Source organism: Bacillus subtilis subsp. subtilis str. 168 (genome assembly GCF_000009045.1).
Taxonomy (GTDB): Bacteria; Bacillota; Bacilli; order Bacillales; family Bacillaceae; genus Bacillus; species Bacillus subtilis.
The window spans coordinates 2,455,785-2,480,731 of sequence record NC_000964.3; the positions used below are offsets into that span (position 1 = coordinate 2,455,785).

At 44.8% G+C, this 24,947-nt stretch carries 29 protein-coding genes, 1 other RNA gene, 2 pseudogenes and 2 other annotated features; of the genes and pseudogenes, 12 read left to right on the forward strand and 20 right to left on the reverse strand.

Going from position 1 to position 24,947, the window contains the following annotated elements; genetic code table 11:
- Nucleotides 1-34 precede the first annotated feature (34 nt).
- On the reverse strand, nucleotides 35-1,024 hold the full coding sequence (gene ansA, locus BSU_23580; RefSeq protein NP_390239.1) for an exported L-asparaginase: 990 nt from the start codon (nucleotides 1,022-1,024) through the stop codon (nucleotides 35-37).
- A 181-nt stretch (nucleotides 1,025-1,205) separates the two neighbouring features.
- Here ansA and ansR point away from each other — a divergent pair, with 181 nt between their 5' ends.
- On the forward strand, nucleotides 1,206-1,556 hold the full coding sequence (gene ansR, locus BSU_23590) for a transcriptional regulator of ansAB (Xre family) (RefSeq protein NP_390240.1): 351 nt from the start codon (nucleotides 1,206-1,208) through the stop codon (nucleotides 1,554-1,556).
- Between the two features lie 8 nt (nucleotides 1,557-1,564).
- Here the strand turns inward: ansR and yqxK are convergent, their stop codons facing one another.
- Complete coding sequence (gene yqxK, locus BSU_23600; RefSeq protein NP_390241.2) at nucleotides 1,565-2,728, reverse strand: putative nucleotide binding protein; 1,164 nt, start codon at nucleotides 2,726-2,728, stop codon at nucleotides 1,565-1,567.
- On the reverse strand, nucleotides 2,725-3,282 hold the full coding sequence (gene nudF, locus BSU_23610) for an isopentenyl pyrophosphate and dimethylallyl pyrophosphate diphosphatase (moonlighting ADP-ribose pyrophosphatase) (protein ID NP_390242.1): 558 nt from the start codon (nucleotides 3,280-3,282) through the stop codon (nucleotides 2,725-2,727). Before nudF ends, yqxK begins: the two co-directional genes overlap by 4 nt.
- Nucleotides 3,283-3,356: 74 nt before the next feature.
- Between nudF and mciZ the strand changes: the two genes are divergently transcribed.
- Nucleotides 3,357-3,479, forward strand: a complete 123-nt coding sequence (mciZ, locus tag BSU_23616) for a cell division inhibitor (protein YP_009513976.1) — start codon at nucleotides 3,357-3,359, stop codon at nucleotides 3,477-3,479.
- A 62-nt stretch (nucleotides 3,480-3,541) separates the two neighbouring features.
- The gene (yqkF, locus tag BSU_23620) at nucleotides 3,542-4,462 is read left to right on the forward strand and encodes an NADPH-dependent aldo-keto reductase (acts on 4-hydroxy-2,3-trans-nonenal) (protein NP_390243.1); all 921 of its coding nucleotides are present in this window, start codon (nucleotides 3,542-3,544) and stop codon (nucleotides 4,460-4,462) included.
- 31 nt (nucleotides 4,463-4,493) lie between these two features.
- On the opposite strand, the gene yqkE is transcribed toward yqkF, so the two are convergent.
- Nucleotides 4,494-4,718: a hypothetical protein gene (gene yqkE, locus BSU_23630; protein ID NP_390244.1), complete on the reverse strand. Its 225-nt coding sequence runs from the start codon at nucleotides 4,716-4,718 to the stop codon at nucleotides 4,494-4,496.
- A gap of 161 nt (nucleotides 4,719-4,879) precedes the next feature.
- On the opposite strand from yqkE, the gene yqkD reads away from it, so the two are divergent.
- Nucleotides 4,880-5,797 (forward strand): putative hydrolase, encoded by a 918-nt coding sequence (gene yqkD / locus BSU_23640; RefSeq protein NP_390245.1) that lies wholly within the window; start codon nucleotides 4,880-4,882, stop codon nucleotides 5,795-5,797.
- Between the two features lie 39 nt (nucleotides 5,798-5,836).
- Here the strand turns inward: yqkD and yqkC are convergent, their stop codons facing one another.
- The 7 genes from yqkC to polYB form a co-directional block, all read right to left on the reverse strand.
- The gene (yqkC, locus tag BSU_23650) at nucleotides 5,837-6,076 is read right to left on the reverse strand and encodes a hypothetical protein (RefSeq protein ID NP_390246.1); all 240 of its coding nucleotides are present in this window, start codon (nucleotides 6,074-6,076) and stop codon (nucleotides 5,837-5,839) included.
- Nucleotides 6,077-6,088: 12 nt separating this feature from the next.
- Nucleotides 6,089-6,412 (reverse strand): hypothetical protein, encoded by a 324-nt coding sequence (gene yqkB, locus BSU_23660; protein ID NP_390247.1) that lies wholly within the window; start codon nucleotides 6,410-6,412, stop codon nucleotides 6,089-6,091.
- Entirely contained in the window at nucleotides 6,409-7,440 is a 1,032-nt protein-coding gene (gene yqkA, locus BSU_23670) for a hypothetical protein (RefSeq protein ID NP_390248.1), read from the reverse strand. The genes yqkB and yqkA overlap by 4 nt, the downstream gene beginning before the upstream one ends.
- Nucleotides 7,433-7,777, reverse strand: coding sequence for a putative degradation enzyme (oxygenase) (gene yqjZ / locus BSU_23680; protein NP_390249.1), 345 nt, complete (start codon nucleotides 7,775-7,777; stop codon nucleotides 7,433-7,435). Before yqjZ ends, yqkA begins: the two co-directional genes overlap by 8 nt.
- Before the next feature lie 9 nt (nucleotides 7,778-7,786).
- On the reverse strand, nucleotides 7,787-8,257 hold the full coding sequence (yqjY, locus tag BSU_23690) for a putative N-acetyltransferase (RefSeq protein ID NP_390250.1): 471 nt from the start codon (nucleotides 8,255-8,257) through the stop codon (nucleotides 7,787-7,789).
- 185 nt (nucleotides 8,258-8,442) lie between these two features.
- Nucleotides 8,443-8,781 (reverse strand): hypothetical protein, encoded by a 339-nt coding sequence (gene yqjX, locus BSU_23700; protein NP_390251.1) that lies wholly within the window; start codon nucleotides 8,779-8,781, stop codon nucleotides 8,443-8,445.
- On the reverse strand, nucleotides 8,778-10,016 hold the full coding sequence (gene polYB, locus BSU_23710) for a Y family DNA polymerase V bypassing lesions during replication (RefSeq protein NP_390252.1): 1,239 nt from the start codon (nucleotides 10,014-10,016) through the stop codon (nucleotides 8,778-8,780). Before polYB ends, yqjX begins: the two co-directional genes overlap by 4 nt.
- A gap of 165 nt (nucleotides 10,017-10,181) precedes the next feature.
- Between polYB and yqzH the strand changes: the two genes are divergently transcribed.
- The 3 genes from yqzH (at nucleotide 10,182) to yqjU (ending at nucleotide 12,378) form a co-directional block, all read left to right on the forward strand.
- A complete protein-coding gene (yqzH, locus tag BSU_23720) occupies nucleotides 10,182-10,388 on the forward strand; it encodes a hypothetical protein (protein ID NP_390253.1) in 207 nt (68 codons plus the stop codon).
- Nucleotides 10,389-10,936: 548 nt separating this feature from the next.
- Entirely contained in the window at nucleotides 10,937-12,169 is a 1,233-nt protein-coding gene (gene yqjV, locus BSU_23730; RefSeq protein ID NP_390254.2) for a putative efflux transporter, read from the forward strand.
- Nucleotides 12,016-12,378 carry a hypothetical protein gene (gene yqjU / locus BSU_23740; RefSeq protein NP_390255.2) on the forward strand — a complete coding sequence of 121 codons (363 nt, stop codon included), beginning with the start codon at nucleotides 12,016-12,018 and terminating at the stop codon, nucleotides 12,376-12,378. Before yqjV ends, yqjU begins: the two co-directional genes overlap by 154 nt.
- Here the strand turns inward: yqjU and yqjT are convergent.
- From yqjT to yqjP, 5 genes are all read right to left on the reverse strand, one after another.
- Nucleotides 12,375-12,761: a putative lyase gene (yqjT, locus tag BSU_23750; RefSeq protein ID NP_390256.1), complete on the reverse strand. Its 387-nt coding sequence runs from the start codon at nucleotides 12,759-12,761 to the stop codon at nucleotides 12,375-12,377. The two genes, yqjU and yqjT, sit on opposite strands and share 4 nt — an antisense overlap.
- A 3-nt stretch (nucleotides 12,762-12,764) precedes the next feature.
- Nucleotides 12,765-13,724 carry a pantothenate kinase gene (gene coaA, locus BSU_23760; protein NP_390257.2) on the reverse strand — a complete coding sequence of 320 codons (960 nt, stop codon included), beginning with the start codon at nucleotides 13,722-13,724 and terminating at the stop codon, nucleotides 12,765-12,767.
- Nucleotides 13,725-13,795: 71 nt separating this feature from the next.
- On the reverse strand, nucleotides 13,796-15,142 hold the full coding sequence (gene dsdA, locus BSU_23770; RefSeq protein NP_390258.2) for a D-serine ammonia-lyase: 1,347 nt from the start codon (nucleotides 15,140-15,142) through the stop codon (nucleotides 13,796-13,798).
- A 75-nt stretch (nucleotides 15,143-15,217) separates the two neighbouring features.
- Entirely contained in the window at nucleotides 15,218-15,997 is a 780-nt protein-coding gene (gene yqjQ / locus BSU_23780; RefSeq protein ID NP_390259.1) for a putative metabolite dehydrogenase, NAD-binding, read from the reverse strand.
- 5 nt (nucleotides 15,998-16,002) lie between these two features.
- The gene (gene yqjP / locus BSU_23790; protein NP_390260.1) at nucleotides 16,003-16,962 is read right to left on the reverse strand and encodes a putative metal-dependent hydrolase; all 960 of its coding nucleotides are present in this window, start codon (nucleotides 16,960-16,962) and stop codon (nucleotides 16,003-16,005) included.
- 133 nt (nucleotides 16,963-17,095) lie between these two features.
- On the opposite strand from yqjP, the gene pswI reads away from it, so the two are divergent.
- Nucleotides 17,096-17,341, forward strand: an RNA gene (pswI, locus tag BSU_misc_RNA_91) — proline T-box riboswitch.
- 25 nt (nucleotides 17,342-17,366) lie between these two features.
- Complete coding sequence (gene proI, locus BSU_23800) at nucleotides 17,367-18,203, forward strand: pyrroline-5-carboxylate reductase (NADP-dependent, weak activity) (RefSeq protein ID NP_390261.1); 837 nt, start codon at nucleotides 17,367-17,369, stop codon at nucleotides 18,201-18,203.
- Nucleotides 18,204-18,243: 40 nt separating this feature from the next.
- Here proI and yqjN read toward each other — a convergent pair whose 3' ends face one another.
- Nucleotides 18,244-19,887 carry a putative N-deacylase gene (yqjN, locus tag BSU_23810; RefSeq protein ID NP_390262.2) on the reverse strand — a complete coding sequence of 548 codons (1,644 nt, stop codon included), beginning with the start codon at nucleotides 19,885-19,887 and terminating at the stop codon, nucleotides 18,244-18,246.
- A gap of 171 nt (nucleotides 19,888-20,058) precedes the next feature.
- Between yqjN and yqjM the strand changes: the two genes are divergently transcribed.
- Together yqjM and yqjL are read left to right on the forward strand one after the other, a co-directional pair.
- The gene (gene yqjM, locus BSU_23820; RefSeq protein NP_390263.1) at nucleotides 20,059-21,075 is read left to right on the forward strand and encodes an NADPH-dependent flavin oxidoreductase (acting on cinnamaldehyde-related compounds); all 1,017 of its coding nucleotides are present in this window, start codon (nucleotides 20,059-20,061) and stop codon (nucleotides 21,073-21,075) included.
- A gap of 109 nt (nucleotides 21,076-21,184) precedes the next feature.
- Nucleotides 21,185-21,946 (forward strand): putative hydrolase, encoded by a 762-nt coding sequence (gene yqjL / locus BSU_23830; RefSeq protein NP_390264.1) that lies wholly within the window; start codon nucleotides 21,185-21,187, stop codon nucleotides 21,944-21,946.
- Between the two features lie 46 nt (nucleotides 21,947-21,992).
- Nucleotides 21,993-22,115: a sequence feature (Evidence 5: Unknown function; PubMedId : 27561249; Product type s: structure), on the reverse strand.
- Here yqjL and rpmGCc read toward each other — a convergent pair.
- From rpmGCc to rnz, 3 genes and pseudogenes are all read right to left on the reverse strand, one after another.
- Nucleotides 21,993-22,115, reverse strand: a pseudogene (rpmGCc, locus tag BSU_23836). Its footprint overlaps the feature before it by 123 nt.
- Nucleotides 22,108-22,140 (reverse strand) — a sequence feature (Evidence 5: Unknown function; PubMedId : 19648245, 27561249; Product type s: structure). (Overlaps the previous pseudogene by 8 nt.)
- A pseudogene (gene rpmGCn, locus BSU_23837) lies at nucleotides 22,108-22,140 on the reverse strand. It overlaps the preceding feature by 33 nt. The pseudogenes rpmGCc and rpmGCn overlap by 8 nt, the downstream one beginning before the upstream one ends.
- Before the next feature lie 81 nt (nucleotides 22,141-22,221).
- Complete coding sequence (gene rnz, locus BSU_23840; RefSeq protein NP_390265.1) at nucleotides 22,222-23,145, reverse strand: ribonuclease Z; 924 nt, start codon at nucleotides 23,143-23,145, stop codon at nucleotides 22,222-22,224.
- Between the two features lie 226 nt (nucleotides 23,146-23,371).
- Here rnz and zwf point away from each other — a divergent pair, with 226 nt between their 5' ends.
- A complete protein-coding gene (zwf, locus tag BSU_23850) occupies nucleotides 23,372-24,841 on the forward strand; it encodes a glucose-6-phosphate 1-dehydrogenase (NADP-dependent) (RefSeq protein NP_390266.2) in 1,470 nt (489 codons plus the stop codon).
- The last annotated feature ends 106 nt before the right edge of the window (nucleotides 24,842-24,947 follow it).

The window sequence follows — 24,947 nt, forward strand, 5'->3', positions numbered from 1 at the left end:
CTTCTTTCTCTTTGCTGGTTATCGTTTTTACATTTTACAGGACAACGTCATCAGCTATCGGCGTTTCCATAATTCTCTTGACGACAGGAAGATCCGAAGACTGACCTAGCGCCCACATCAATTTTGGCACAATTGCTTCTGTGTTCATATTTCTTGATCGGATAATTAAGTCTTGGTTGACTCTGCGGCCAACCTCGTAAATGCTCATGTCTTCGCCTTCTTCAAGACATTGAGTCGTAATGACGACGACAATGCCGCTTTCGATCAGTTCATTCACTTTTGACAAAATGTCTCTGCCTTCAAACGGCACTCCTCCGCTGCCATAACTCTCAATGACAATTCCTTTGTACATGCTTTTCAGGGCATCAAACATTTCGGGCTTTAAGCCTGGATGCAGCTTCAGCAGACATACATCTGTGCATAGTGAAGTGTCAACTGTGAAGGTGTCGTTCTCAGGTTCCGTTACTTGTTTGTTGTATTCGATCCCGTCTTCATTGATAAAAGCGATATATGGGTAATTGATGCTTTCAAATGCGTCGTAGCTTTTCGTTCTTAATTTGATCGCACGCGTTCCCTGAATGACTCTGCCGTCAAACACAACATAAACGCCGCCCACGCCTTCACAGGCAAATCGAATGGCATCTGTAATATTTTTTTTGGCATCGGTTTTTTGGAACGTGATCGGAATCTGCGAGCCGGTGATGACAATCGGCTTTTTGGCATGCTGCAGCATATACGATAGTGCGGCAGATGTATAGGCCATTGTATCTGTACCGTGAGTAATAACAAACCCGTCATAGGCATCATAATTTTCCTTAACGGCTTCTGCTATTTCCACCCAGTATTCAGGCTGCATATTGGTGCTGTCTATATTCATAAGCGACTGAGTTTCCATTGTGTAATCGTTATCAAGTTTTGATACGTAACTTAATAATTCATCAGCCTTGACTCCGGGAGCCAGCCCATTTTCCCCTTCAACTGAAGCAATCGTTCCCCCAGTTGTCAACATCAATAATTTTTTCATACCATGCACCTCTTCACTGTATCTAAAGATGGGTTGCGAGAAGGTATTCGCTTTTCGCATACTTTTAATGCAATTATAGACACGGAAAATAAAATACGCAAGACATTATTATTCAATTCGCGTACACTTCCTAATACCTATATGATATAATCAGCTCAAGGTGAAAAAGGAGCGGAAGTTCATGAATCTAGATCGTTTAACTGAATTGAGAAAAAAGAAAAATTGGTCGCTTCAATATACAGCTGACCTTCTCGGTATCGCAAAAAGCACATATGCCGGCTACGAGTCAGGCTACCGACGGCCTTCACTTGAAGCGCTTGCCATGCTGGCTGACCTCTTTGACACAACCTGCGATGAACTTTTAGGCCGCGAGAAACAAAAGCAGACTGCTCCTCAGGCCATAGAATTGGCCACGTGGAGCAGCCTCGACTTTACCATTTCTGTTGATGGCCAGCCGCTGAGTGAAGATGAAATCATCCAGCTGATTACCTTTATACGCACAAAAAGAAAAGTACAGGAGGAACTGAGTTAATCTTTAGCTCACGGTTTAATTTTACCGTAGGTTCCTCCTCCTCCGGCTTTCAATTCCAGTTTTCCGGATCTCGCTTTTACGATAAGCGCCGCGGTTTTCGGCGGGACAACGCGAGCCAAATCTTCTTCTGCAGCCTCATGAAGAACAGCCATTTCTGTTCCGAAGGCTTTTTTTAGTTTGTCCAGCGTTTTCGGGCCTACACCCGGAACAAATTGCAGCGGGATCTGATGTACATATCGCGGACGCGGGACGCGAACTTCAAGCTGATCACTCAATTCACGCAATCTATCGCTGACTCCCTTGGTAAATCTGGCTTTTCCGCAATTCGCGCACGCTGTTTCCCCGCTTACAGCAGGCTCTCCGCACGCTTCGCAAGCCGTCTGATAATATTTCCCCAATAACGGGTCCAAGCCATAATTTGCGATAATTTTCCTGTCATCTTGTCCCTTTAATGCAAGAGCAAATTCAGTAAAATCAGCTGACTGCACATATAATTCATTATATTCTCTGCCGATTTTCCCCAACGAATGCGCATCAGAATTTGTTAAAAAAGGATACGGATTCAATTGCGATACGTGTGATGCCATGTCTGTATCACAGCTTAATCCAAGCTCCACCGCGTCTATCATAGATGGATCAAAAACCTCAGTTAAGCTTGATTTAACCCCTTTTCCATATAAGCTTTTATGCGGCGTAAAGATATGGGCGGGGATAAACAGGCCGCCCATATCCTGCACTTTTTTTTGCAGGTTTAAGCCCGTTTCATAAATCCGCTGCGAGCTTAAATGAATATTTTTCAGCCGGGCTGACAGCCAGTTTGAAAACTGTTTCATATCAGCCAGCGTCGGCATAAATACGAGCACATGGATCGGTCCGCTGCAGGCTTCATCATAAATCTCCAGCTCGCTCCCCAATAAAAGAGTCGTGCTGCGATAACGGATTCCTCCCCCGTCAAGCTCGCGATATTTTCCAGATGAAATGCCTTCCTCAAGCTCTAGAATGACTTCCGGAGAATGACAGTCGATAATGCCGAGGAGTTCAATTCCTTTATGTTCACTGGCTTCAACCAAAATTCTGTCCAGCGTTAATGTTTTGGCGCCTGTTATTTTGACAGCCCTTCCTGTAAAGGTCCGGCCGATATGAATGTGCAAATCCGCGTAAATCTTTTTCATTTTTGTGCTTGGAGCGCTTCTTTCAGCTGAAGATACTGAATCGCGTAGGCTGTTTTAGCATCATATACTTCACGCGATTCAACCAGCTTTAGCGCATCTTCAAGCGTCACCTCCATCACTTCAACAAACTCGTCCTCATCAAGCTCCCGTTTTTCTTCAAGCACAGAAAGCTCCTCAGCAAGAAAAACGTGAACGATTTCATCTGCAAATCCGGGTGATGTATAAAACGCAGTTATTTTTGTCAGTTTTTTTGCTGTATAACCGGTTTCCTCTTCAAGTTCCCGAAGTGCCGTATACTCCGGCTCCTCACCTTTTTCAAGCTTACCGGCCGGAATTTCAACGATCGTCCGCTCAAGCGGCTTACGGAATTGTTTGACCATGATGATTTTCCCTTCATCTGTGACGGCTAGTACCGCTACAGCTCCAGGGTGTTTCACAATTTCACGTTTACTGGCTTTGCCGTTTGGCAGCTCTACATCCTCGACATAAAGATCAATGACTTTACCCGAAAAAATCTGTTCTTTGGCAATTGTTTTTTCTTCTAATGATTTCATTTCTTCATCTCCCGTTCTGTCTCTATATGATGCCCCATACATTTTATCATACTAGAGCAAAAGGGGGCTTCTTCGTGAAAGTGCACCGCATGCCAAAAGGTGTTGTCTTAGTCGGAAAAGCATGGGAAATTCGAGCGAAGTTAAAAGAGTATGGACGCACATTTCAATATGTGAAAGATTGGATCTCAAAGCCATAAAAGTTGAAACTTTAGCTCCTTTATATTACGGTCAATACAAAGCCTAAAAAAGGAGTGTGCACATGAGAAAGCGCAAATTGGGTACATCTGATTTAGACATTAGCGAAGTCGGACTCGGCTGTATGTCTCTTGGAACTGAAAAAAACAAAGCATTGTCCATTCTGGATGAAGCGATCGAGCTTGGCATCAACTATTTGGACACAGCGGATTTGTATGACCGGGGACGCAATGAAGAAATTGTCGGTGATGCGATCCAAAACAGACGCCATGATATTATTCTGGCAACAAAAGCGGGAAACCGTTGGGATGACGGAAGCGAGGGCTGGTATTGGGACCCTTCAAAAGCTTACATAAAAGAGGCGGTAAAAAAGAGCCTTACACGTCTGAAAACAGATTATATCGACCTTTATCAGCTCCACGGCGGCACGATAGAGGACAACATTGATGAAACGATTGAAGCGTTTGAGGAATTAAAACAAGAAGGTGTCATCCGCTACTACGGCATTTCTTCCATCCGCCCGAATGTGATTAAAGAATATGTAAAAAAATCAAACATCGTCAGCATTATGATGCAATTCAGCCTGTTTGACAGACGCCCTGAGGAATGGCTCCCGCTTTTAGAGGAACATCAAATCAGCGTAGTCGCCAGAGGTCCTGTTGCCAAAGGGCTCTTAACTGAAAAACCGCTTGATCAAGCTTCAGAAAGTATGAAACAAAACGGGTACTTGTCCTATTCATTCGAGGAACTGACAAATGCCCGTAAGGCAATGGAGGAAGTGGCTCCCGATCTTTCCATGACAGAAAAGTCGCTGCAGTATCTGCTAGCACAGCCGGCTGTCGCTTCAGTGATTACAGGCGCCAGTAAGATTGAGCAGTTACGGGAAAATATTCAGGCAGCAAATGCACGGCGTTTAACCGAAGAGGAAATCAAAGCGCTCCAATCTCATACGAAACAAGACATTTACAAAGCTCATCGCTCATAGCAGAAAAACCAGCACCTGTACGGGTGCTGGTTTATTTATATTGATGCCAATCCATTTGGCTTTCATTTAGGAGTTCTTCAAAGCTCTTATTTTTTTCGATCTCTTTTTTCTTTCTAATCTGTTCTGCTTTTTCTCTTTTCTGCCTCTTTTCATCCTCTTCCTTCAATTGGCTCTTCATCTCCATAAGCTTTGCTTTGATATCGGATTGAAGGCCGTCTTTTAGCTGGTGTTTGTCAATGGATTTTTGTTTTTTCATGCAGACTTCCCCCATGTTTTGTTTTGAAGCCAGTTTATCACGGAGCATATAAACTGAACAAGCAGACTCTCTTCTGATCACTTTCTCAGCGTAGCAGTGTTTAGGTATAATGATCTTAAACACGAATTGCCTATATATTTCGTTGAAAGGTGCTGTGACTTTTGAAGAAAATCCTTTTGGCCATTGGCGCGCTCGTAACAGCTGTCATCGCAATCGGAATTGTTTTTTCACATATGATTCTATTCATCAAGAAAAAAACGGATGAAGACATTATCAAAAGAGAGACAGACAACGGACATGATGTGTTTGAATCATTTGAACAAATGGAGAAAACCGCTTTTGTGATACCCTCCGCTTACGGGTACGACATAAAAGGATACCATGTCGCACCGCATGACACACCAAATACCATCATCATCTGCCACGGGGTGACGATGAATGTACTGAATTCTCTTAAGTATATGCATTTATTTCTAGATCTCGGCTGGAATGTGCTCATTTATGACCATCGCCGGCATGGCCAAAGCGGCGGAAAGACGACCAGCTACGGGTTTTACGAAAAGGATGATCTCAATAAGGTTGTCAGCTTGCTCAAAAACAAAACAAATCATCGCGGATTGATCGGAATTCATGGTGAGTCGATGGGGGCCGTGACCGCCCTGCTTTATGCTGGTGCACACTGCAGCGATGGCGCTGATTTTTATATTGCCGATTGTCCGTTCGCATGTTTTGATGAACAGCTTGCCTATCGGCTGAGAGCGGAATACAGGCTCCCGTCTTGGCCCCTGCTTCCTATCGCCGACTTCTTTTTGAAGCTGAGGGGAGGCTATCGCGCACGTGAAGTATCTCCGCTTGCTGTCATTGATAAAATTGAAAAGCCGGTCCTCTTTATTCACAGTAAGGATGATGACTACATTCCTGTTTCTTCAACCGAGCGGCTTTATGAAAAGAAACGCGGTCCGAAAGCGCTGTACATTGCCGAGAACGGTGAACACGCCATGTCATATACCAAAAATCGGCATACGTACCGAAAAACAGTGCAGGAGTTTTTAGACAACATGAATGATTCAACAGAATAAAAAAGCGAAAGGCCTCTTCGGCTCTTTCGCTTTTTTATGTTACAGAACGTCGGTAATGCCATCCATATTTTCTCTGATCCATTCAATCGCAAGATCTATCGTTGTAAACTCCTGCGTCTCGAAGGTCATTTCATCCTGCAATAGCCAGACATCTTTCTTGATGGACTCTGCTCCTCCGATTGACCAGTGAAGCAAGGTATAAGGATGGTTTTGATTCAGGAAGGATACCCACGTTTTATTTTGTGCTGTGTTCTTCATTGCCTTCAGCTTTTGTTCCACGTTTCGCGTCTCCTACTTTACTAATATGCTCATTCTGGGGCTGAGCATTTCAGCCGGGCTTTTCAGCGCCAATGTTTTGGCTTTTTCATTGTAATCGATCGTCATTTGATCGTCAAAAAACACTTTTTGCGACGATTGGATATACAGCGGAATGCCGTTCGTTTCCAGCTGCTCGCACTGTCCCGTTAATTCTTCTGCCAGCCAGATTGTCGGGACACCGCTTACCGCGCAGCCGCATCCTTCTGCATCGTAACGAAGCTGGGCTTTTTTTCCCGGGTTGGCGTCAAACGCCTGCTGCAGTGCCTGTTTTGCTGCATCTGTCACATGTATGTTCATAAGGTGAAACCCCCGTTTTCATCATTTTCGCTATTGTAGCATACAATACTGCCATTCGCATTGTTTCTGCCTTTTTTCCACCGCTTCGCATTTTCTTCTGCAGTCTTGATCCACTCATCTTTCCCTTGTATATACTGATTGATGCTGTCAGGGTGCTGGGCCGCCAGCTGTTTTTTGAGAACGGCGTATTCTTTCGCTATGTTTGGATGAGCTCTGAGATAATCTCTGAATAACAGATGCCTTTCAATAGCAGGGTTTCCCTGTTCGTACATATGGACATGATGAGTGCGTTTATTTCCGCCCTTTTGGAAATAACGCCTGCCCGCTATACCGTTCTCACCTTTTGGTGTATAGCCGTTGGCCTTCATTTGTTCATCAAATTGGCTCACGGCTTCAATGCTTCTGACTTCAATTAACATATCAATGATTGGCTTCGCTGCCATGTTAGGTATTGATGTGCTTCCGATGTGATGAATAGCGATAATCTCCGGCCCGAACACAAGTTTCAGCCGTTCTTTTTCTTCATCGAAACATTCTGCCCATTTTTCGTTGTAGAGAATGATCTCAACTTTTCTTTTCGGATACAAATGAAAGACCGACAGCAATAGACCCTGCGCTGCTTTGACGGTTTCTGCCTTTTGGAATCCGGCCTGTGTATAGAGTGACACAGCCGGGGTATTGTTCTCGGCTGTGACTACTTCGATTTTCTCAGCGTCTTCATTATGATCAATGACAAATTGCAGAAGCGCTCGTCCAATTCCTTTTCTGAAACCGTCAGGATGCACAACAAGCCTGCAAATGGTGAGATAATGCATGTTTTTCTCATATGAAATGACACCGATCAGCTTGCCGTTTTTCCGATATCCCGCAAACCGTTCATGGGATGCTTGAATATCCTTTACCTTCTCTTGTAAAGCGGGAATACCGTCAAAACCGATAATCTCTGTTTCCTTTATGTAGGCGGGGATCTGTACGGCTAAAATCTCACGCGCTATAGTGGCTTCCTTATGCTGGAGAAATTCAATCATTCGTGTTCTCCTGAAACAGCCGCTGTCTGTCGACTTTTGCGACGCGGACTGCATACGACTCGTACCAAACGCTTCTTCCTTTTTCTTTTGCTGCTTGATGTTCAGTGTGATGCCTCCAATGGTTAATTGCGTCCATACTGTCCCAATAGGAAACTGTGATGCCCCTTCCATCCGCTTCACGTACGCTTTCCACGCCTAAAAATCCAGGCTGATCCGCCGCAAGTGATACCATCCGCTCCGCTGTTTCTCCATATCCTGTGTCATTTTCGCTTTTGACAGAAGAAAAAATGACTGCATAGTAAGGAGGCTCAGGTGTTTTTGATAAAAAATCCATCATATTTCCCCCTCATATGTTTTTGACAAATAGTACCCTGTCTTGGCCCGGGCCATCATAGTTTGCAAACACTGAGATGCCATTTACCGTTTTGGTGCCCTTTTCAATATCAAACCCCAATTTTGTGTGATATGCGATTGATACCTTATTCACAGGTGAAGTGACACACTTCACCCGGGTGCAGCCCCTTTGTTTTACTGTTTCGATAAATACATCATACAATTGTTTCCCAATTTGCATTTTTCTGAAATCCGGATGCACACCGGAAAAATGAATGTACGCCGTTTCAGGATCGGATTGCGATTGAAATCCGATTAAAAATCCCGTCATGCTGTTATGTTCGGATGTAATAAAGCTTGTGTCCTGAAAATGCTCAAAAAATAGTCTCGGCAATTTTTCTTTCAGCTGTCTGCCGCCCCACCATTCATTCAGTACAGACGTTACCATTTCATAATCTGAAGACGTGATTGTTCGAATATCCATTACGATTTGATCTCCCTCCGTCTGGCAAAACGAATGTCAGCTCTTTTTCTCACAATATAAAAATTATATTTTGCCTGGCTGGAATTGTAAATGCCTTCTTTCCTGTATCATACGTTTCCAGACTGCCGAGGGAACAATGTTTGATCATTTTACGCCTATTTCTCCCCCAAACAGGAGGAGAGACTTTACAGCACAATATCAAGCACTTGATCAAGTTTCAGCTTATAAAGCTGATCCTCGTCTCCTTTTATCCATACTGCTTTTTCAAACTCTTCATACCGGCAGATTTTCCCGGTGCAGCAGACAATCTCACCGTCCTGAAAGCAGCTGACAGTGATATCCTGAGCAAACTCCATCGCGGCGCAAAGCGTTTGATTCATCTCTTCCAGCTTATCGGGGTCAAGGATCGGCTTTTGCAGCTTCTGTTTAAGTCGCTTTCTCTCCAGCAGGCTTTGCTTATGTTCCGGCAGAAACATCCTGCTCCCTTCCCACAGCAGGTTGCCCCTTTTTAAATGGTCGTTCATTTATAATGCCCCCCTATTTTAGCCGCACGTTCAAATGCCTGGCCTGCCGCTGTCAGTGACGCCGCCCTGATGATTGCTGTATCGCCGAATCGATTTTTAATGCCATCCATCACATAGCCTAGGCTCATTTTCTTTGCATAATCCTGAAATAAATTGAGCTGCCATATGTCATCAGATGAGAGCTGAGACAGATTGACACCGAGGCGGCGGACGGGTTTCCCGTCCCAAAATGTAAGAAACAGCCGTCGTACAGCCTCATATACATCCTGCGTAGAATTAGTCGGCTCTGCCAGCTTCACTTGCCGGTTGAAGCCCGTCGGCCAATCAAAATCAGCACCCCGGCAGCTCACTGACACTGTCTGCCCCATGACCCCGGCGTTTCGGCTTCGCCTGCACACCTCTTCACTCAGCTCAAGCAATACGACCTTGATTTCTTTGTCAAAGTGTTCGTAGTCTCTCGGGAGAGTCATTCCATGACCTATCGCCTTTTGCCCGTCCAGAGACGAAGTTGACACAGGGGAATAGTCGATTCCGTTTGCCGTCATCCACAGCACGTGGCCGTTAATGCCCCATTTCTTTTTTAAAAGATCGAGCGGAAAAGCCGCGAGCCCGCCGATCGTGCTGATGCCCATTCGATTTAAATGATGCTTCATGCGGCTCCCGACGCCAAACATGCTGCCCACCGGGAGCGGCCACATTTCGGTTTTCATATTTTCTTTCGTTAAGGTAAAAATACCGTTCTTATTCTTTTTGGCAAAATTGTCACACGCAATTTTGGCCAGCGCTTTGTTAGGGCCGATTCCGACCCGTGCATAAACGCCGATCTCCCGCATGATTCTGCCCTGAATGCTTTTCGCGATCTCCATCGGCGTCCCAAACAGCTTCTGGCTGCCTGTAATGTCCATGAACTGTTCATCGATGGAATACGGCTCCACAAGGTCTGTATACTCCTCGAGAATGGCCGTAATTTGCAGTGATACATCAATATACCGCTGCATACGCGGCCGGAGCACAACAGCCTCAGGACACTTTTCCTGCGCCTCCCACAGCCGTGAAGCATTCACCACACCCTTTTGTTTCGCCAGCGGGCAGGCAGCCAATACGACTCCGCCCCTTTTTTCAGGGTCACCCGAAACAATGACGGGCCTATTTTTCAAATGTGGATTTTCCGCTTTCTCTACAGATGCATAAAACGATTGCATGTCAACGAGAAAAATCACTTTTTCTTTCATCATACACACCTCTAAAAAGAACTTATGTTCGCTTTTCATTATATGCGAAAGTATGTTCGTTTTATACTGGTAAATGATTCTTGTCTGACAGAAAATATGATCCAAGGGTTTGAGAGAAGAAAAACATTTAGTAGAATAAAAGCGAAGCATAAGGATAGGAGAGTCATGATGGAGAAATTTGTCGAAAAAATGCTGGGACAGGCATTGCGGCAATACGGCAGAAACGTTGCTATAGATCCGTTAAGCCCGTATGAAAAACAAAGCCTGAAAGCGGCTCTACAAGAGAGACGGAATGAAGAACCAGATGAGGATTTGCATGCGCATATAGAAGATATCATTTATGACTATGTCACAAACCAAGGCCTGTTCTCTTAAACGCATGACTGTCAGTTCTTTCAGCCGCTGATGCGGCTTCCCTTTGAAAACACCGCCTGAAACAAATAAACAGTCTCAGGCTTACAGAAAAAAAGCAGGATTTTCTCACGCTCCATAGATTCATATGGCCTGGCGTAAAATTCCCCTCAATGCTCGCGCAAAACGGAATAAGCTGTCCATGATCACGCGTATACACTTTTTCGAAGAGATGTGCTCTCTTGTTCTGTCATGCGGTCCATGCCGGTTTTCAGCGTACATCTTGATCTCATAGCCGGTTTCACTGCCGATATGATCCACGTTCTGGCGGCTTAAACTAACACACCCTCACTGACCAATCGCTTTGCTTTTCATCGGACATCCCGTCATTTTCCTTCTTTCAAGATGTAAACTCCGTCAGCCACACGCATCCTCAACGCATAGTATATTGCCATCCATACAATCAGGCATACTACATGTCAATAACGAAATATTTTGAACGATCTATTGGAGAAGGAAATTTTTTCATATATGATAGAGAAAGATCATACATACAGGAGAGAATATAATTCATGAAGAAATGGAAAGATATCCACCCGATCAGCTGGACAATTATAATCGGAACCATTTTCGGCAGAATGGCAACATCGATGAGCATTCCTTTTTTAGCGATTTATTTGACAGCCGTCCAAGGCGCATCAGCTTCCTATGCAGGGCTGGTCATCGCCGCGAGCTCATCAGTCGGCATCCTCGCAAGCTTTTACGGCGGATATATCTCAGATAAATTCGGCAGAAAAAACATGATGCTTGTATCGATTTTCGGATGGATGCTGGTATTTGCAGGCTTTGCGGCAGCATCTAATCTCTGGGTGTTTTTTGTAGTAAACGCATTAAACGGTCTTTGCAAATCACTGTTTGAGCCCGCTTCAAAGGCCTTGTTGTCTGATATGACAGAAGAAAAAACGAGACTGCTAGTTTTTAATTTACGCTATGCGGCTATTAATATCGGCGTTGTCTTCGGACCTGTGCTTGGCCTATATTTCGGCTCATCGCAATCGACTACGCCCTTTTTGGTGCCTGCAGTCATTTACGGACTATACGGAATTGTGCTTGCCCTCCAATTTAAAAAACATCCATCCTTATCAGCACCAGCCCAGTCCCGAAATATGAGCGTGCGGGAAGCGTTTATGGTCACGCAAAAGGATTATCTTTTTACCATTGCTTTGGTCGGCATTACGCTATGCACCTTCGGCTACTCACAATTCAGTTCCACATTCCCTCAGTATATGGCGCAGAACCCCTTGATCGGCAATGGAACGAAGCTGTATGGGCTGATGCTGACATTAAACGCAATCGTTGTGTTGGCGACGCAATTTCCCATTGTCCATTTTGCAAAACGGTTTTCGCCGCTTTGTTCTCTGATGCTCGGTAATGTGATGGTTAGCATCAGCATGGCCATTTTCACCGTATCACACGGTGTTCCATCAATTGTGATGATTGTCATCACATTTACAATCGGCGAAGTGCTTTTATTCTCTATGATGGATTTGTATGTAGACCAGATTGCAAAACCAGGATTAAAAGGCACTTATTTCGGGGCAATCGGTTTTTCACAGCTCGGAAACGTCATCGGCCCTTGGGTCGGGGGGATATGTATAGACCTGTTTGGCGCTGGCCGGCCGATTTATATTTTTTCTGTCCTGAGCGGCATTACCCTGCTCGGCCTGCCATTTTTAGCGTTCGCCTATCGGCAAATGAAAATGGAGACCACAAAACACCGTTCCCGTCTGGAAAAGCCGCTTTAAATAAAAAACGGAAGAGAATGAATCTCTCCCGCAAACATGAGGTGAAGAACATGAATATAGGTGATGTGATGTTTCAGCTGTTTGTATTTATTATATTTGCCGCTGTCGTCTTTGCGGCTGTTACAGGCTTCAAGTATGCGAAAAACCGAAAAGCGCAGCTGGATCGCATTGAGAAAAAGCTGAACAGCCTGTCCGAAGATCACGATTAACAGCTTGGGGCAACGAGCTCTACCTTAATCCGGTCTGGATCCTCACAAAAGACTGCATAATGCCCGTCTCCTCCGGCAAAAGGATGCCTGTCTCGGTACAACACACGATAGCCTTTTGCCGTCAATTTTTCAGTCATCTGATCGACTTGAAGCTTGGATTCAGCATGAAATGCGAGATGGTTCAGACCGACTCGGCATCTATGGTATTCCGGCTCTAGAAATGGCTCTTTCGCCTGCACAATCACTAGGTAAAAACGATCTTTCTTCCAGCTGATGCCTGAGCTCCATTTTTGATACTCTTTATAACCAAGTTCTTTTAAGAACCAGCCCCAAAACCGCCTAGACGCCTCCAAATCAGAGACATACAGTTCAATATGATGCACATTTCATACCCTCCTTACCAACACTTCCTCGACCTTATGCCCGTCTCCCTTACGCAAAATGAGATCTGACCTGAATTTAGTTGGCAAAATATTTTCATATAAATTCGGCCGGTTGACACTCTCCCAAATCGAGGCTGCCATCTCGTCAGCCTCCTGATCGGACAAGTCTTTAAATTTATGAAAATATGAATCAGGATTTTGAAAAGCTGTTTCCCGAAGCAGGCGAAAACGCTCTAAATACCAAGTGAAAATCCGGCTTTCCTCCGCATCCACATAAATCGAAAAATCAAAGAAATCGGAAACAAAAATACGCGGGTTTTCCCGGTCATCCTCCAAGGTGGGCGACTGAAGAACATTAATGCCTTCAATAATCACAATATCCGCCTGTTCTACAACCTCGAACACACCTTCCTCGCGGTCATAGGTTAGATGGGAATACACCGGGGCCTTTACGCTGTCCTTTCCTGATTTTAAGTCATTCAAAAATTCGAGCAGCGCCTTTACATCATAGCTTTCAGGAAATCCTTTTCTTGACATCATATTTTTCTTTTTCAGCTCGGCAGTAGGAAATAAAAAACCATCTGTCGTGATAAGGCTCACTTTTGGACGGTCAGGCAAACGCGAAAGCAGCTTCTGCAAGATCCGCGCCGTCGTGCTTTTTCCGACTGCGACACTGCCGGCAATGCCGATAATAAACGGAATTTTGGCTGAATGTGGGTGCTTCAAAAAAACATTGACATGCTTATTGCGTTCAGCCGCAGACTTGACATGTAAATGAAGCAAGCGAACAAGCGGAATATAGATCGTCTCCACTTCTTCAACAGATAGATAATCATTCAATCCTTCCACAGCTTTTGCCTCTTCTTCAGATACAGCAATCGACAAATGCCCCCCAAAACCAGACCAAGACTCCCGATTGTGCTGTGTATATAAAGTATGTAGGTTAAGTTCTTTATTTTTCACTGTTTACACCTGACTCTCTGTAGGTTAAAACCCTTACAAAGATTGTAACGGAAAACCTTTTCACTGTCTGCTTATTTTTCATTTCGTTTTTTTAGCAAATCAGCACCGATTCGGTTATACGCAGCCATTTCATCTTTTGGAACCATGCTTCCTCCCGTTCCCCAGACGACATGTACGGCATGTTCCATCTTATATTTCTGAGCATAGCGCCTTCCCTCTTCTGTCGAAAAAAGCTGAACCGGCCCGAACATGCCAGCAAGAGCAGAGGGCTCTAAATATTTATCTTCAGATACAGCCAGCATATGAAGCAAAGTATAAAGCGTATTGTCCTCTACCGTATAACAGCCGCTCAGAAGCGGTTCAATCAGCTTGCCGACAAATCCTGACGGCCTCCCTACGGCAAGTCCGTCAGCAGCCGTCTGATTATCCAGGCCGATATCCTGGACGGAGATCTTCTCGTGAAGTCCTGAATAAAGCCCTAACAGCATACAAGGTGAATGAGTTGGTTCTGCGAAAAACACATGAACATCATCTCCGTATAAAAGCTTCAGCCCAAATGCTACACCGCCCGGTCCTCCGCCGACTCCGCACGGCAGATACACAAACAAGGGCGTCTCAAGACTTGGCTTTATATTCATACAGTCAAGCTGTGTTTTTAATCGGCTTGCAGCAACAGCATATCCTAAGAACAGCTGACGAGAATGTTCATCATCAATAAAATAACAGAATGGATCTTGTTCCGCCTGCCGTCTCCCTTCGTTCACCGCTTCACTGTAATCTGTTTCGTACTCCATAACAGTGACTCCCTTTTGGCGGAGGAGATCCTTTTTCCACTGCTTAGCATCGGCGGACATATGCACTGTCACGCGAAACCCGAGTGCCGCGCCGATGATGCCGATGCTTAAACCTAGATTTCCTGTCGAACCGACAGCAATCGAATAGCGGGAGAAAAACCCGGTAAACCGCTCTTCCTGTAAGATGCGGTAATCATCGGTTTCCTGAAGCATTCCTTCTTGAAGCGCGAGATTTTCAGCATACTTTAACACTTCATAAATCCCGCCCCTCGCTTTAATCGATCCTGAAATCGGAAGCTCATGGTCGCACTTTAAAAGCCATCTTCCGGGAAATGGCTGCTGATATGCCGCTTCCAGCTTTCCCTTCATATGCTGCACCTCAAAAAGCGGAGACTCGATGATTCCTTTAGCGCCTTTCGTCTCAGGAAACACCTCGGCAATGTAAGGTGCAAACCGCTGCATTCTTTTTTCCGCTTCCGCTATCTCGGTTGCCCACTCATCTGCACGGGGTAATGGCCCCTCTTTCTTGCCTGAATTTGCCCAGAATACAGGCTCTGCATCAATCAGTTTCTGAATAAACGGATCTTTAAGCAGAGCATGAAGGACTTCTGAATGAACTGACATTCAACAATCTCTCCCTTCCACTATCAAAAACTGCCCCGTGAGAAACAAGCCACTCCACCACAGGCAGTTCTATCATTATTTTTTCATGAGCGCGCGTCCTGCCAGCTTTTCTACAAGAGCTGGAAACAGCTGATACAGCTTAGTGCCGGCATTCATTAAACGCGGAAGATTGATCTCCCGCTTTTTCGTAAAAATTGCAGCTGTAATTTGAGCTGCCACGTCATCAGGATCAAGCATCCAGCGGCCGACATTTTTGGCGTAGTCCCCGCCTTTATCAGCAATGGAAAAAAAGTCCGTCTGAATCGGGCCCGGGTTGACTGTTGTCACATAAATGCCGGTTCCCGAAAGCTCCATCCGCAAAGCGTTTGAGTAACCTAACACGGCATGTTTGGTCGCGGAATACAGGCTAGACTTCGGTGTGGCGATTTTCCCCGCTTGAGAGGCGATATTGATGATATGTCCCTTTTTTTGCTCAAGCATTTGCGGAAGCACCGCTTTTGTACAGGCGATCAGGCCGAAGACATTCACATCAAACATCGCTTTCATGTCATCCAATGTAGAGTCTAAAACCGTTTCAAATATACCGAAGCCTGCATTGTTAATCAGTACATCAATCGAGCCGATCTGATCGCGGACCCGGGCGATATCCTCTAGGCGGCCGACATCCAGAGGAAAAATCTCACACTGTCCGCTCCATTCCTCGGTTATTTTCCTTTTGATTTCTATCAAACGATCCTCGCGTCTAGCCGACAGCAGGACATGGGCTCCTTCAGCCGCGCATAAGTATGCGATTCTTTCTCCAAGCCCTCCTGAAGCGCCGGTTATCCAAATCCTTTTTCCCGCTATATGTTTCACCCATTTCACCTCTTCATTGTTTTAAAGTATACGGTATTTCCTTCCCAATATGACGTGATGGCTTCTTCAGCCTCCAACACATCAAGGTGACCTGCCGTTTCTGACATCGTTAAAAACAATTCCTTTTCATATACAGCAGGAAAAAGCTGCTGACAGACCTGAAAAGCGGTCATCGGCTTTTCATCCAGCATGCGACGCACATCCTCCGTCCTGTTCCTCTGCTTGTCAAAACGCTTCTCAATCAGCGCTTGTACACTGGTGATAGGCTCGCCGTGACCAGGAAATACGATTGTTGGATCAAGTTGAGACAGCCTTCGCAATGACCGCTGATAATCCACTAAAGGCTTTGACCTGACGTCTCCCGCTTTCGGCGCTTCCAAAATCGGATTAGACGAGCTGTTTGCCAGCAGTAGATCGCCGCCAAGCATCCTTCCGCTTTTTTCATGGAACAGAACAATATGCGATTCAGCATGTCCAGGCATCTCCAACACAGACCAGCCCTCAAGCCCATCTATGCCCATACCTTCTCTGATTGATTTTGTCAGAGATCTCGTACAGGAAAATGCGTACGCTGATCGAATCAGCTTTTCCGCCTTCCCCGTATCAAATGGAACGCCTAATTCAGGCAGCAGCTTTTGAAAAAAACGTTTTTGCCAATCCATAAAGGCTTGATTTTGGCTGATATAAGGTTCGTTGAATGTATGCCCAATCACTTCGATTTCATCTGAAAAGACATCAAGCAAGCCTGCATGATCAGCATGATGGTGAGTCAGTACAACCTGCTCGATATCTGACAATTTCACATTTACAGCGGCAAGCTGCTCTTGTAAGGCTCTGGCAGCCTCTTTTGTATTCGGCCCGGCATCGATAAGTGTCAGCGCATCACCTTTTACGAGGTAAACGATAACATCGCCGACAGCAAACGGTGTCGGGACGCGGATCGCAATTACATCTTCAGTTGTCATCCTTTCGCTCCTTGTCTTCATTCATTATTCATATTTTAGCTTTTTCTCGGTCTTGTGTCATTATTGCAGAATGAGAACAAACCTTTTTGAAAAAGCTATTGACATTAGCTTGTCCGCCATTGCATAATGAACAACAAACTAAAACGAGAACCATTGGAACGCTATGACGAGGAATAGTATACAAGGCAATGGCCTAAGAGAGCGATACCCCCGGCTGAAAGGTGTTGCGGCCCGCTTGTTTGTAGAACCTGCCCTCAAGTCGCGGTTAGGAAAACCTAAACGTTTCCCGCGTTACGGGGATTTGAGCTGAGCACAATTTGTGCTAATGAGGGTGGTACCGCGAACCTTTTCGTCCTTTACGTGATGAAAAGGTTTTTTGTTGTTCTAATAGAAGGAGGATATCAATGAAAAAGATAGGATTTGTCGGCGCCGGGTCAATGGCAGAAGCAATGATCAACGGCATTTTGCAAAGCGGCATCACAAAACCAGAACATATCTATATTACAAATCGCTCAAATGACGAGCGTCTGATTGAATTAAAGGAAACGTACAGCGTGCGTCCATGCAGAGATAAAAATGAGTTTTTCACTCACACCGATATCATTATCCTCGCTTTCAAACCGAAAGACGCGGCGGAAAGCATCGACAGCATCCGGCCGTATATCAAGGACCAGCTTGTCATTTCAGTACTTGCAGGCCTTACCATCGAAACCATTCAGCATTATTTTGGCAGAAAGCTCGCGGTCATTCGCGTCATGCCTAATACATCAGCGGCAATCAGAAAATCAGCAACCGGATTTTCCGTAAGCACGGAAGCAAGCAAGAATGATATTATTGCCGCAAAAGCTCTATTGGAAACAATCGGTGATGCAACACTGGTTGAGGAGCGGCATCTTGACGCTGTCACTGCAATCGCAGGCAGCGGCCCGGCCTATGTGTATCGTTATATTGAGGCGATGGAAAAAGCAGCACAAAAAGTAGGATTAGATAAAGAAACGGCAAAAGCACTCATTTTGCAGACAATGGCAGGGGCAACAGATATGCTCCTCCAAAGCGGCAAACAGCCGGAAAAGCTGCGTAAAGAAATCACCAGTCCTGGGGGCACTACAGAGGCAGGTCTTCGCGCTTTACAGGACTCCCGCTTTGAAGAAGCAATTATTCACTGTATTGAAGAAACAGCTAAACGGAGCGCAGAAATCAAAGAACAGTTTGCCGGTGCCGCCTTAGAGAGACATTCTTAGATGTAAGGACAAAAACAGAAGGCACAGTGCCTTCTGTTTTTTATTTTTCCCGCAGCAGCTGGCCGGCAGATTCTGATTGCTTTAATAGCGCGGAGATCGTAAATGAAAGCAAATCGGGAAGCACTTCAAAGGAATAAGGCATATACAATCTTTCCGTCCATTTATGCGGGTCTTTACCAGCCGGACCGACATTTAAAACTGGGACATATAAAGCCTGATTTTTACCGCTTGGCAATGAATACCCTCTGTTAAAGAGCGGCATATTGCTTGTGTATGCATCAACCTCCTGTTTTTCCAGCTGAAGATAACTCAAGTCCGAAAGTCCGGGGAAGTACTGAACCTCCCGTAATGCAATGCCGTATCGCTCAGCCGCATAATGCTTTATCTGATCTGCTGTATTTCTGATCAATTGATCATCCTTTGAAGAAACAGCTGGATAAAGCGGCGGACTATAAAACAGAACGATGAGCGGCGCATCCTCCTTACAAAGCGAAGCAAGCTCAGAAACAATTTTCGTCGAAAAATCCCTGTCTCCAAGCTCCCCCCTGTTAGCAAAGGCATAATTTAGAGCCCGCTCTGTTTCCGAGATCCCCGCACGCTTTTTTGCACGCGAGACCAGCTCATCAAATGTCAAAACAGTGACGTCCCGCTCAATCGGCTGAAATGGCTCAAATTGTTGAAAATCCTGTGTTTTCTTCCGAACGTTCGACATGATTTCCTCCGCCGCCTGTTCTGCTGTTTTAAGCAGCATCTGATGCAGCTCACTAGCTGAGCGTTTCATTGACAGCACATTAAATAATGTGACGGCTGTATGCGGTGTCTGGACTGAATATGCCTCTTTCAAGTCCTTTTGCATTAAGTTTACCGGCGGCGGAGTGACCTCGCCATCAACCTTTTCGCAATAATCAGCATTCAGTTCAAGCAAACGGTTAATCTCAGATACCATTAAATTTGCGTTTAGACCTGAAAACGGCTCTCCAACATGTGTCTCAATCCCCTTGCAGAAAAAACCCGCAAGCACCTTGCCAATGCTTCCTGTATAAAAATATTGCTGCTGATCGCCGGGAAATTTTTCAAACATCGGTTCGGCATTCAGGCAAGCGGTTAATGTGATATCATGCTTTTTCTCCATCTCCTTCAATGCAGGAACCGCTTCAATCATGCCTCTTGAATTCACTTCCTCGTCCGGAACCGTTATCAACAGCAGATTGCCCTCAAAATGCCCGTTCATTGCCCTCTCCAGCATCGACAGTTGAATACAAAGCCCCGCTTTCATATCCATCGTCCCTCTTCCGAACAGCCAGTCTCCGCTTTCGGCATCTCTTCTCACACGTTCCGGGAGCAGCTCTTTTTTCTCTAAAAAGGAGCTCAAAAGCTCAGCAGGCTTGCAAGCCATATGTTTAAATTCGCCGTAATCTTCTATGTCAACGACATCAAAATGACTCAGCAGAAGCACTGTCTTTTTGACATTCTTCTTTTTGACTAGAGCCGTAAGAAAAGATCTGCCATCGTCCATCGGATGAAGTGTTACATCATCAGGGTGCTTTTGAAAATAGGGCTTGTCCTTCAAAATAAAATAAAGATACTCTGCAAGCGCTACCTCGCCCTTTGAACCGGTGATGCTTTCGTATTGCACAAGAGAAGTTAAAAGTGCCAGCAATTCGTCCTTCGTCTGCCAATTCATTGATTCCGCCCCTCCTATGAATAAAAATGCTTCTATACTGAAAAATAAACTGATTTCTCGTCTATTATACAGAAATGTTTGACAAAAGCGGTTCATTTGAGCAGTTTATATGACGGGAAAGAAATGACTTGATATAATCAATCTCTAAAAACCTTACGGGAGGCGAAAGAAATGGCCAGAAAATTATTTACACCTATTACAATTAAAGATATGACGTTAAAAAACCGCATTGTCATGTCGCCAATGTGCATGTATTCTTCTCATGAAAAGGACGGAAAATTAACACCGTTCCACATGGCACATTACATATCGCGCGCAATCGGCCAGGTCGGACTGATTATTGTAGAGGCGTCAGCGGTTAACCCTCAAGGACGAATCACTGACCAAGACTTAGGCATTTGGAGCGACGAGCATATTGAAGGCTTTGCAAAACTGACTGAGCAGGTCAAAGAACAAGGTTCAAAAATCGGCATTCAGCTTGCCCATGCCGGACGTAAAGCTGAGCTTGAAGGAGATATCTTCGCTCCATCGGCGATTGCGTTTGACGAACAATCAGCAACACCTGTAGAAATGTCAGCAGAAAAAGTAAAAGAAACGGTCCAGGAGTTCAAGCAAGCGGCTGCCCGCGCAAAAGAAGCCGGCTTTGATGTGATTGAAATTCATGCGGCGCACGGATATTTAATTCATGAATTTTTGTCTCCGCTTTCCAACCATCGAACAGATGAATATGGCGGCTCACCTGAAAACCGCTATCGTTTCTTGAGAGAGATCATTGATGAAGTCAAACAAGTATGGGACGGTCCTTTATTTGTCCGTGTATCTGCTTCTGACTACACTGATAAAGGCTTAGACATTGCCGATCACATCGGTTTTGCAAAATGGATGAAGGAGCAGGGTGTTGACTTAATTGACTGCAGCTCAGGCGCCCTTGTTCACGCAGACATTAACGTATTCCCTGGCTATCAGGTCAGCTTCGCTGAGAAAATCCGTGAACAGGCGGACATGGCTACTGGTGCCGTCGGCATGATTACAGACGGTTCAATGGCTGAAGAAATTCTGCAAAACGGACGTGCCGACCTCATCTTTATCGGCAGAGAGCTTTTGCGGGATCCATTTTTTGCAAGAACTGCTGCGAAACAGCTCAATACAGAGATTCCGGCCCCTGTTCAATACGAAAGAGGCTGGTAATGCCCATAAGAGATATCCTGTAGAGGATATCTCTTTTTTTATTTTTAGAGAAACGATCGGCTAAGGTTCTCCGTCTCCCTAGTAGAACCAATTAGAGGAGATGACTCCAATGAAATCAGCTTGGATGGAAAAGACATATACAATTGACGGATGTGCGTTTCATACACAGCACCGGAAAGGATCAAGCGGTGTAACGATTGTCTTTGAGGCCGGCTATGGTACTTCTTCTGAGACGTGGAAACCATTAATGGCGGACATTGATGATGAATTTGGCATTTTCACATATGATCGGGCAGGCATAGGAAAAAGCGGGCAAAGCAGAGCTAAACGAACAGCTGATCAACAAGTGAAAGAATTGGAGAGTTTGCTTAAAGCAGCTGATGTAAAACCTCCTTATTTGGCTGTTTCACACTCATACGGAGCTGTCATCACCGGTTTATGGGCCTGCAAAAACAAGCATGATATTATCGGCATGGTCCTTCTTGACCCAGCTTTAGGCGATTGCGCCAGCTTTACCTTTATACCCGAAGAAATGCACAAATCACATACGAGAAAGATGATGCTTGAGGGCACACATGCAGAGTTTTCAAAAAGTCTGCAGGAGCTCAAAAAGCGGCAAGTCCACTTAGGAAACATGCCTCTTCTTGTGTTGTCATCAGGAGAACGGACTGAGAAATTCGCTGCTGAACAGGAGTGGCAAAACTTGCACAGCAGCATATTGTCTCTATCTAACCAAAGCGGCTGGATTCAAGCTAAAAACAGCTCCCACAACATCCATCATGATGAACCTCATATCGTTCACTTGGCTATTTATGACGTATGGTGCGCAGCGTGCCAGCAGGCCGCTCCTCTTTACCAGGCAGTCAATTAACGTAAAAAAAGACCGGGCCGTAAGGGATTCCCGGTCTTTTATATTATTTTGTTTCACGGTGAAGGGTATATTTCTTTAAACGCGGTGAATATTTTTTCAGCTCCAAACGGTCTGGATTGGTGCGTTTATTTTTTGTTGTGATGTAATTTCGGTCTCCCGTTTCAGTGCAAAGCTAAAGTAACATTTACTCTCATAATTAACATCTCCTTATAAAACGTAATGATTACGTTTTATTATACAACGTCATCACAAATTGTCAAATAAGAGCTCCGCCTTCAGCCTCGCGGGACGTTTACCTCTAAGAAATCATATGCCGCCACGCTATTGGGGAAAACGTCAACCGCTTCTTTTTGAAGCTCCAAAGAAGCATCTCCCTGATATCTTGCGCTGATATGGGTTAAAATGAGCTGCTTCGCTCTTGCTTCTTTCGCTGTTACAGCCGCTTGTTCCGTTGTACTGTGATAATAATCATAAGCAAGTTTACGGTCTTCCTTAGCAAAGGTTGCTTCATGAACAAGCACATCACAATCCCTCGCAAGCTCTTTTAGTTTGTCACTTACTCTCGTATCACCGGAGAACACAACAGATCTTCCCTTTTTAGGAGGCTCCAGAAAATCATTCCCATTGATGATTCGTCCGTCTTCAAGCGTTACCGTTTCGCCTTTTTTGATTTTCTGATATACAGGTCCGGGCGGGATGTTCATTTCTTTTAATACGTCAGCCTTCAAGGAACCCGGTACGTCTTTTTCCTGCACACGGTACCCGAAGGCTTCCACTCCATGAATAACAGATACCGCTGTGACAATAAACTGATCGTCCTCAAACACGATTCCTTCTTCAATTTCCTGGATCGCAAGCGGATATGTCAAATGGGTTTTCGTGACGGCAAGGCTTGTTTCAATAAACGCCTTGATCCCTTTAGGTCCGTACACTGTCAGCTCGTCCTCTCCGCCTTGAAAGGAACGGCTCCCCAGAAGCCCCGGAAGTCCGTATACATGATCGCCGTGCATGTGTGTAATAAAGATTTTCTCTATTTTACGAGGTTTAATCGTTGTATGTAAAATTTGATGCTGTGTGGCTTCCCCGCAGTCAAAAAGCCATACCGAACGCCTTTCTTCAAGCAATTTTAATGCCACCGACGTTACATTTCTCGCCTTGGCGGGGATGCCGGCTCCCGTCCCTAAAAAAAGTAATTCCACGTTTCCTTCCTCCTACTAGAACCAGATACCTACAAGAATACAGGATCAAGCGGAAAATGTGAATCTTGCCTCTGAAAAGAACAATCCTTTCGTGCTAGAAACATTTTTTCAGCATTCTGCTTAAAAAAGGGCTTAAATGTTTGCTTTCGTTGAATTTTAGATTTAAAATGAAGGAAATATACGGGGTGTACTAAAATAAAGCTTCGAATAAAGTGAGGTACTTTTAGTGAAAACAAACCAACAACCAAAAGCAGTAATTGTCATATTCGGTGCAACTGGAGATTTAGCAAAACGAAAATTGTATCCGTCTATTCACCGTTTATATCAAAACGGACAAATCGGAGAAGAGTTTGCAGTGGTAGGAGTTGGAAGAAGACCTTGGTCTAATGAGGATCTTCGCCAAACTGTTAAAACATCCATTTCCTCATCTGCAGATAAGCATATAGATGATTTCACGTCTCATTTTTACTATCACCCGTTTGACGTGACAAACCCTGGTTCTTATCAAGAGCTAAACGTATTGCTTAACCAGCTGGAAGATACATATCAAATTCCTAACAACAGAATGTTCTACTTGGCAATGGCTCCTGAATTCTTCGGAACGATTGCAAAAACATTAAAATCAGAGGGTGTAACAGCTACAACCGGCTGGTCCCGCCTTGTCATCGAAAAACCGTTCGGCCATGATCTGCCAAGCGCACAGGCATTGAATAAAGAAATCCGCGAAGCATTTACGGAAGATCAAATTTACAGAATCGACCATTATCTAGGCAAACAAATGGTTCAGAACATTGAAGTGATTCGATTTGCCAATGCGATTTTCGAACCGCTTTGGACAAACCGCTACATTTCAAACATTCAAATCACATCTAGCGAATCACTAGGCGTTGAAGACCGCGCAAGATATTACGAAAAATCAGGCGCCCTTCGCGACATGGTGCAAAACCATATTATGCAGATGGTTGCCCTTCTTGCAATGGAGCCGCCTATCAAATTGAACACAGAAGAAATCCGCAGCGAGAAAGTGAAGGTGCTGAGAGCACTGCGTCCTATTGCAAAAGACGAAGTGGATGAATACTTTGTGCGCGGACAATATCATGCTGGTGAAATTGACGGTGTACCGGTTCCTGCTTATACAGATGAAGATAATGTCGCTCCTGACTCCAATACAGAAACCTTTGTTGCCGGCAAGCTCTTGATCGACAACTTCAGATGGGCTGGTGTTCCATTCTACATCAGAACCGGAAAACGAATGAAAGAAAAGTCCACAAAAATTGTCGTTCAATTTAAGGACATTCCGATGAACCTGTACTACGGTAATGAAAACAACATGAATCCGAACTTGCTTGTCATTCATATTCAGCCTGACGAAGGCATTACGCTTTACTTAAATGCTAAAAAGCTTGGCGGAGCAGCACACGCACAGCCAATCAAACTCGATTATTGCAGCAATTGCAATGACGAGTTGAACACCCCTGAAGCATATGAAAAACTAATTCACGACTGTCTTCTTGGCGATGCAACAAACTTTGCACACTGGGATGAAGTTGCCCTTTCTTGGAGCTTTGTCGACTCTATTTCTGAAACATGGGCAGCAAACAAAACCTTATCTCCTAACTACGAATCAGGCTCAATGGGACCGAAAGAATCTGATGATCTTTTGGTGAAAGACGGCTTACACTGGTGGAACATATAATAAGAAGAAAAAAGCCGAAATAGTTTACTAAGCATTTTCGGTCTTTTTTACGCTGAACAAAGGTATAACAATCTCCTTAATAACAAAACCCCCAAAGCTTAAGAGC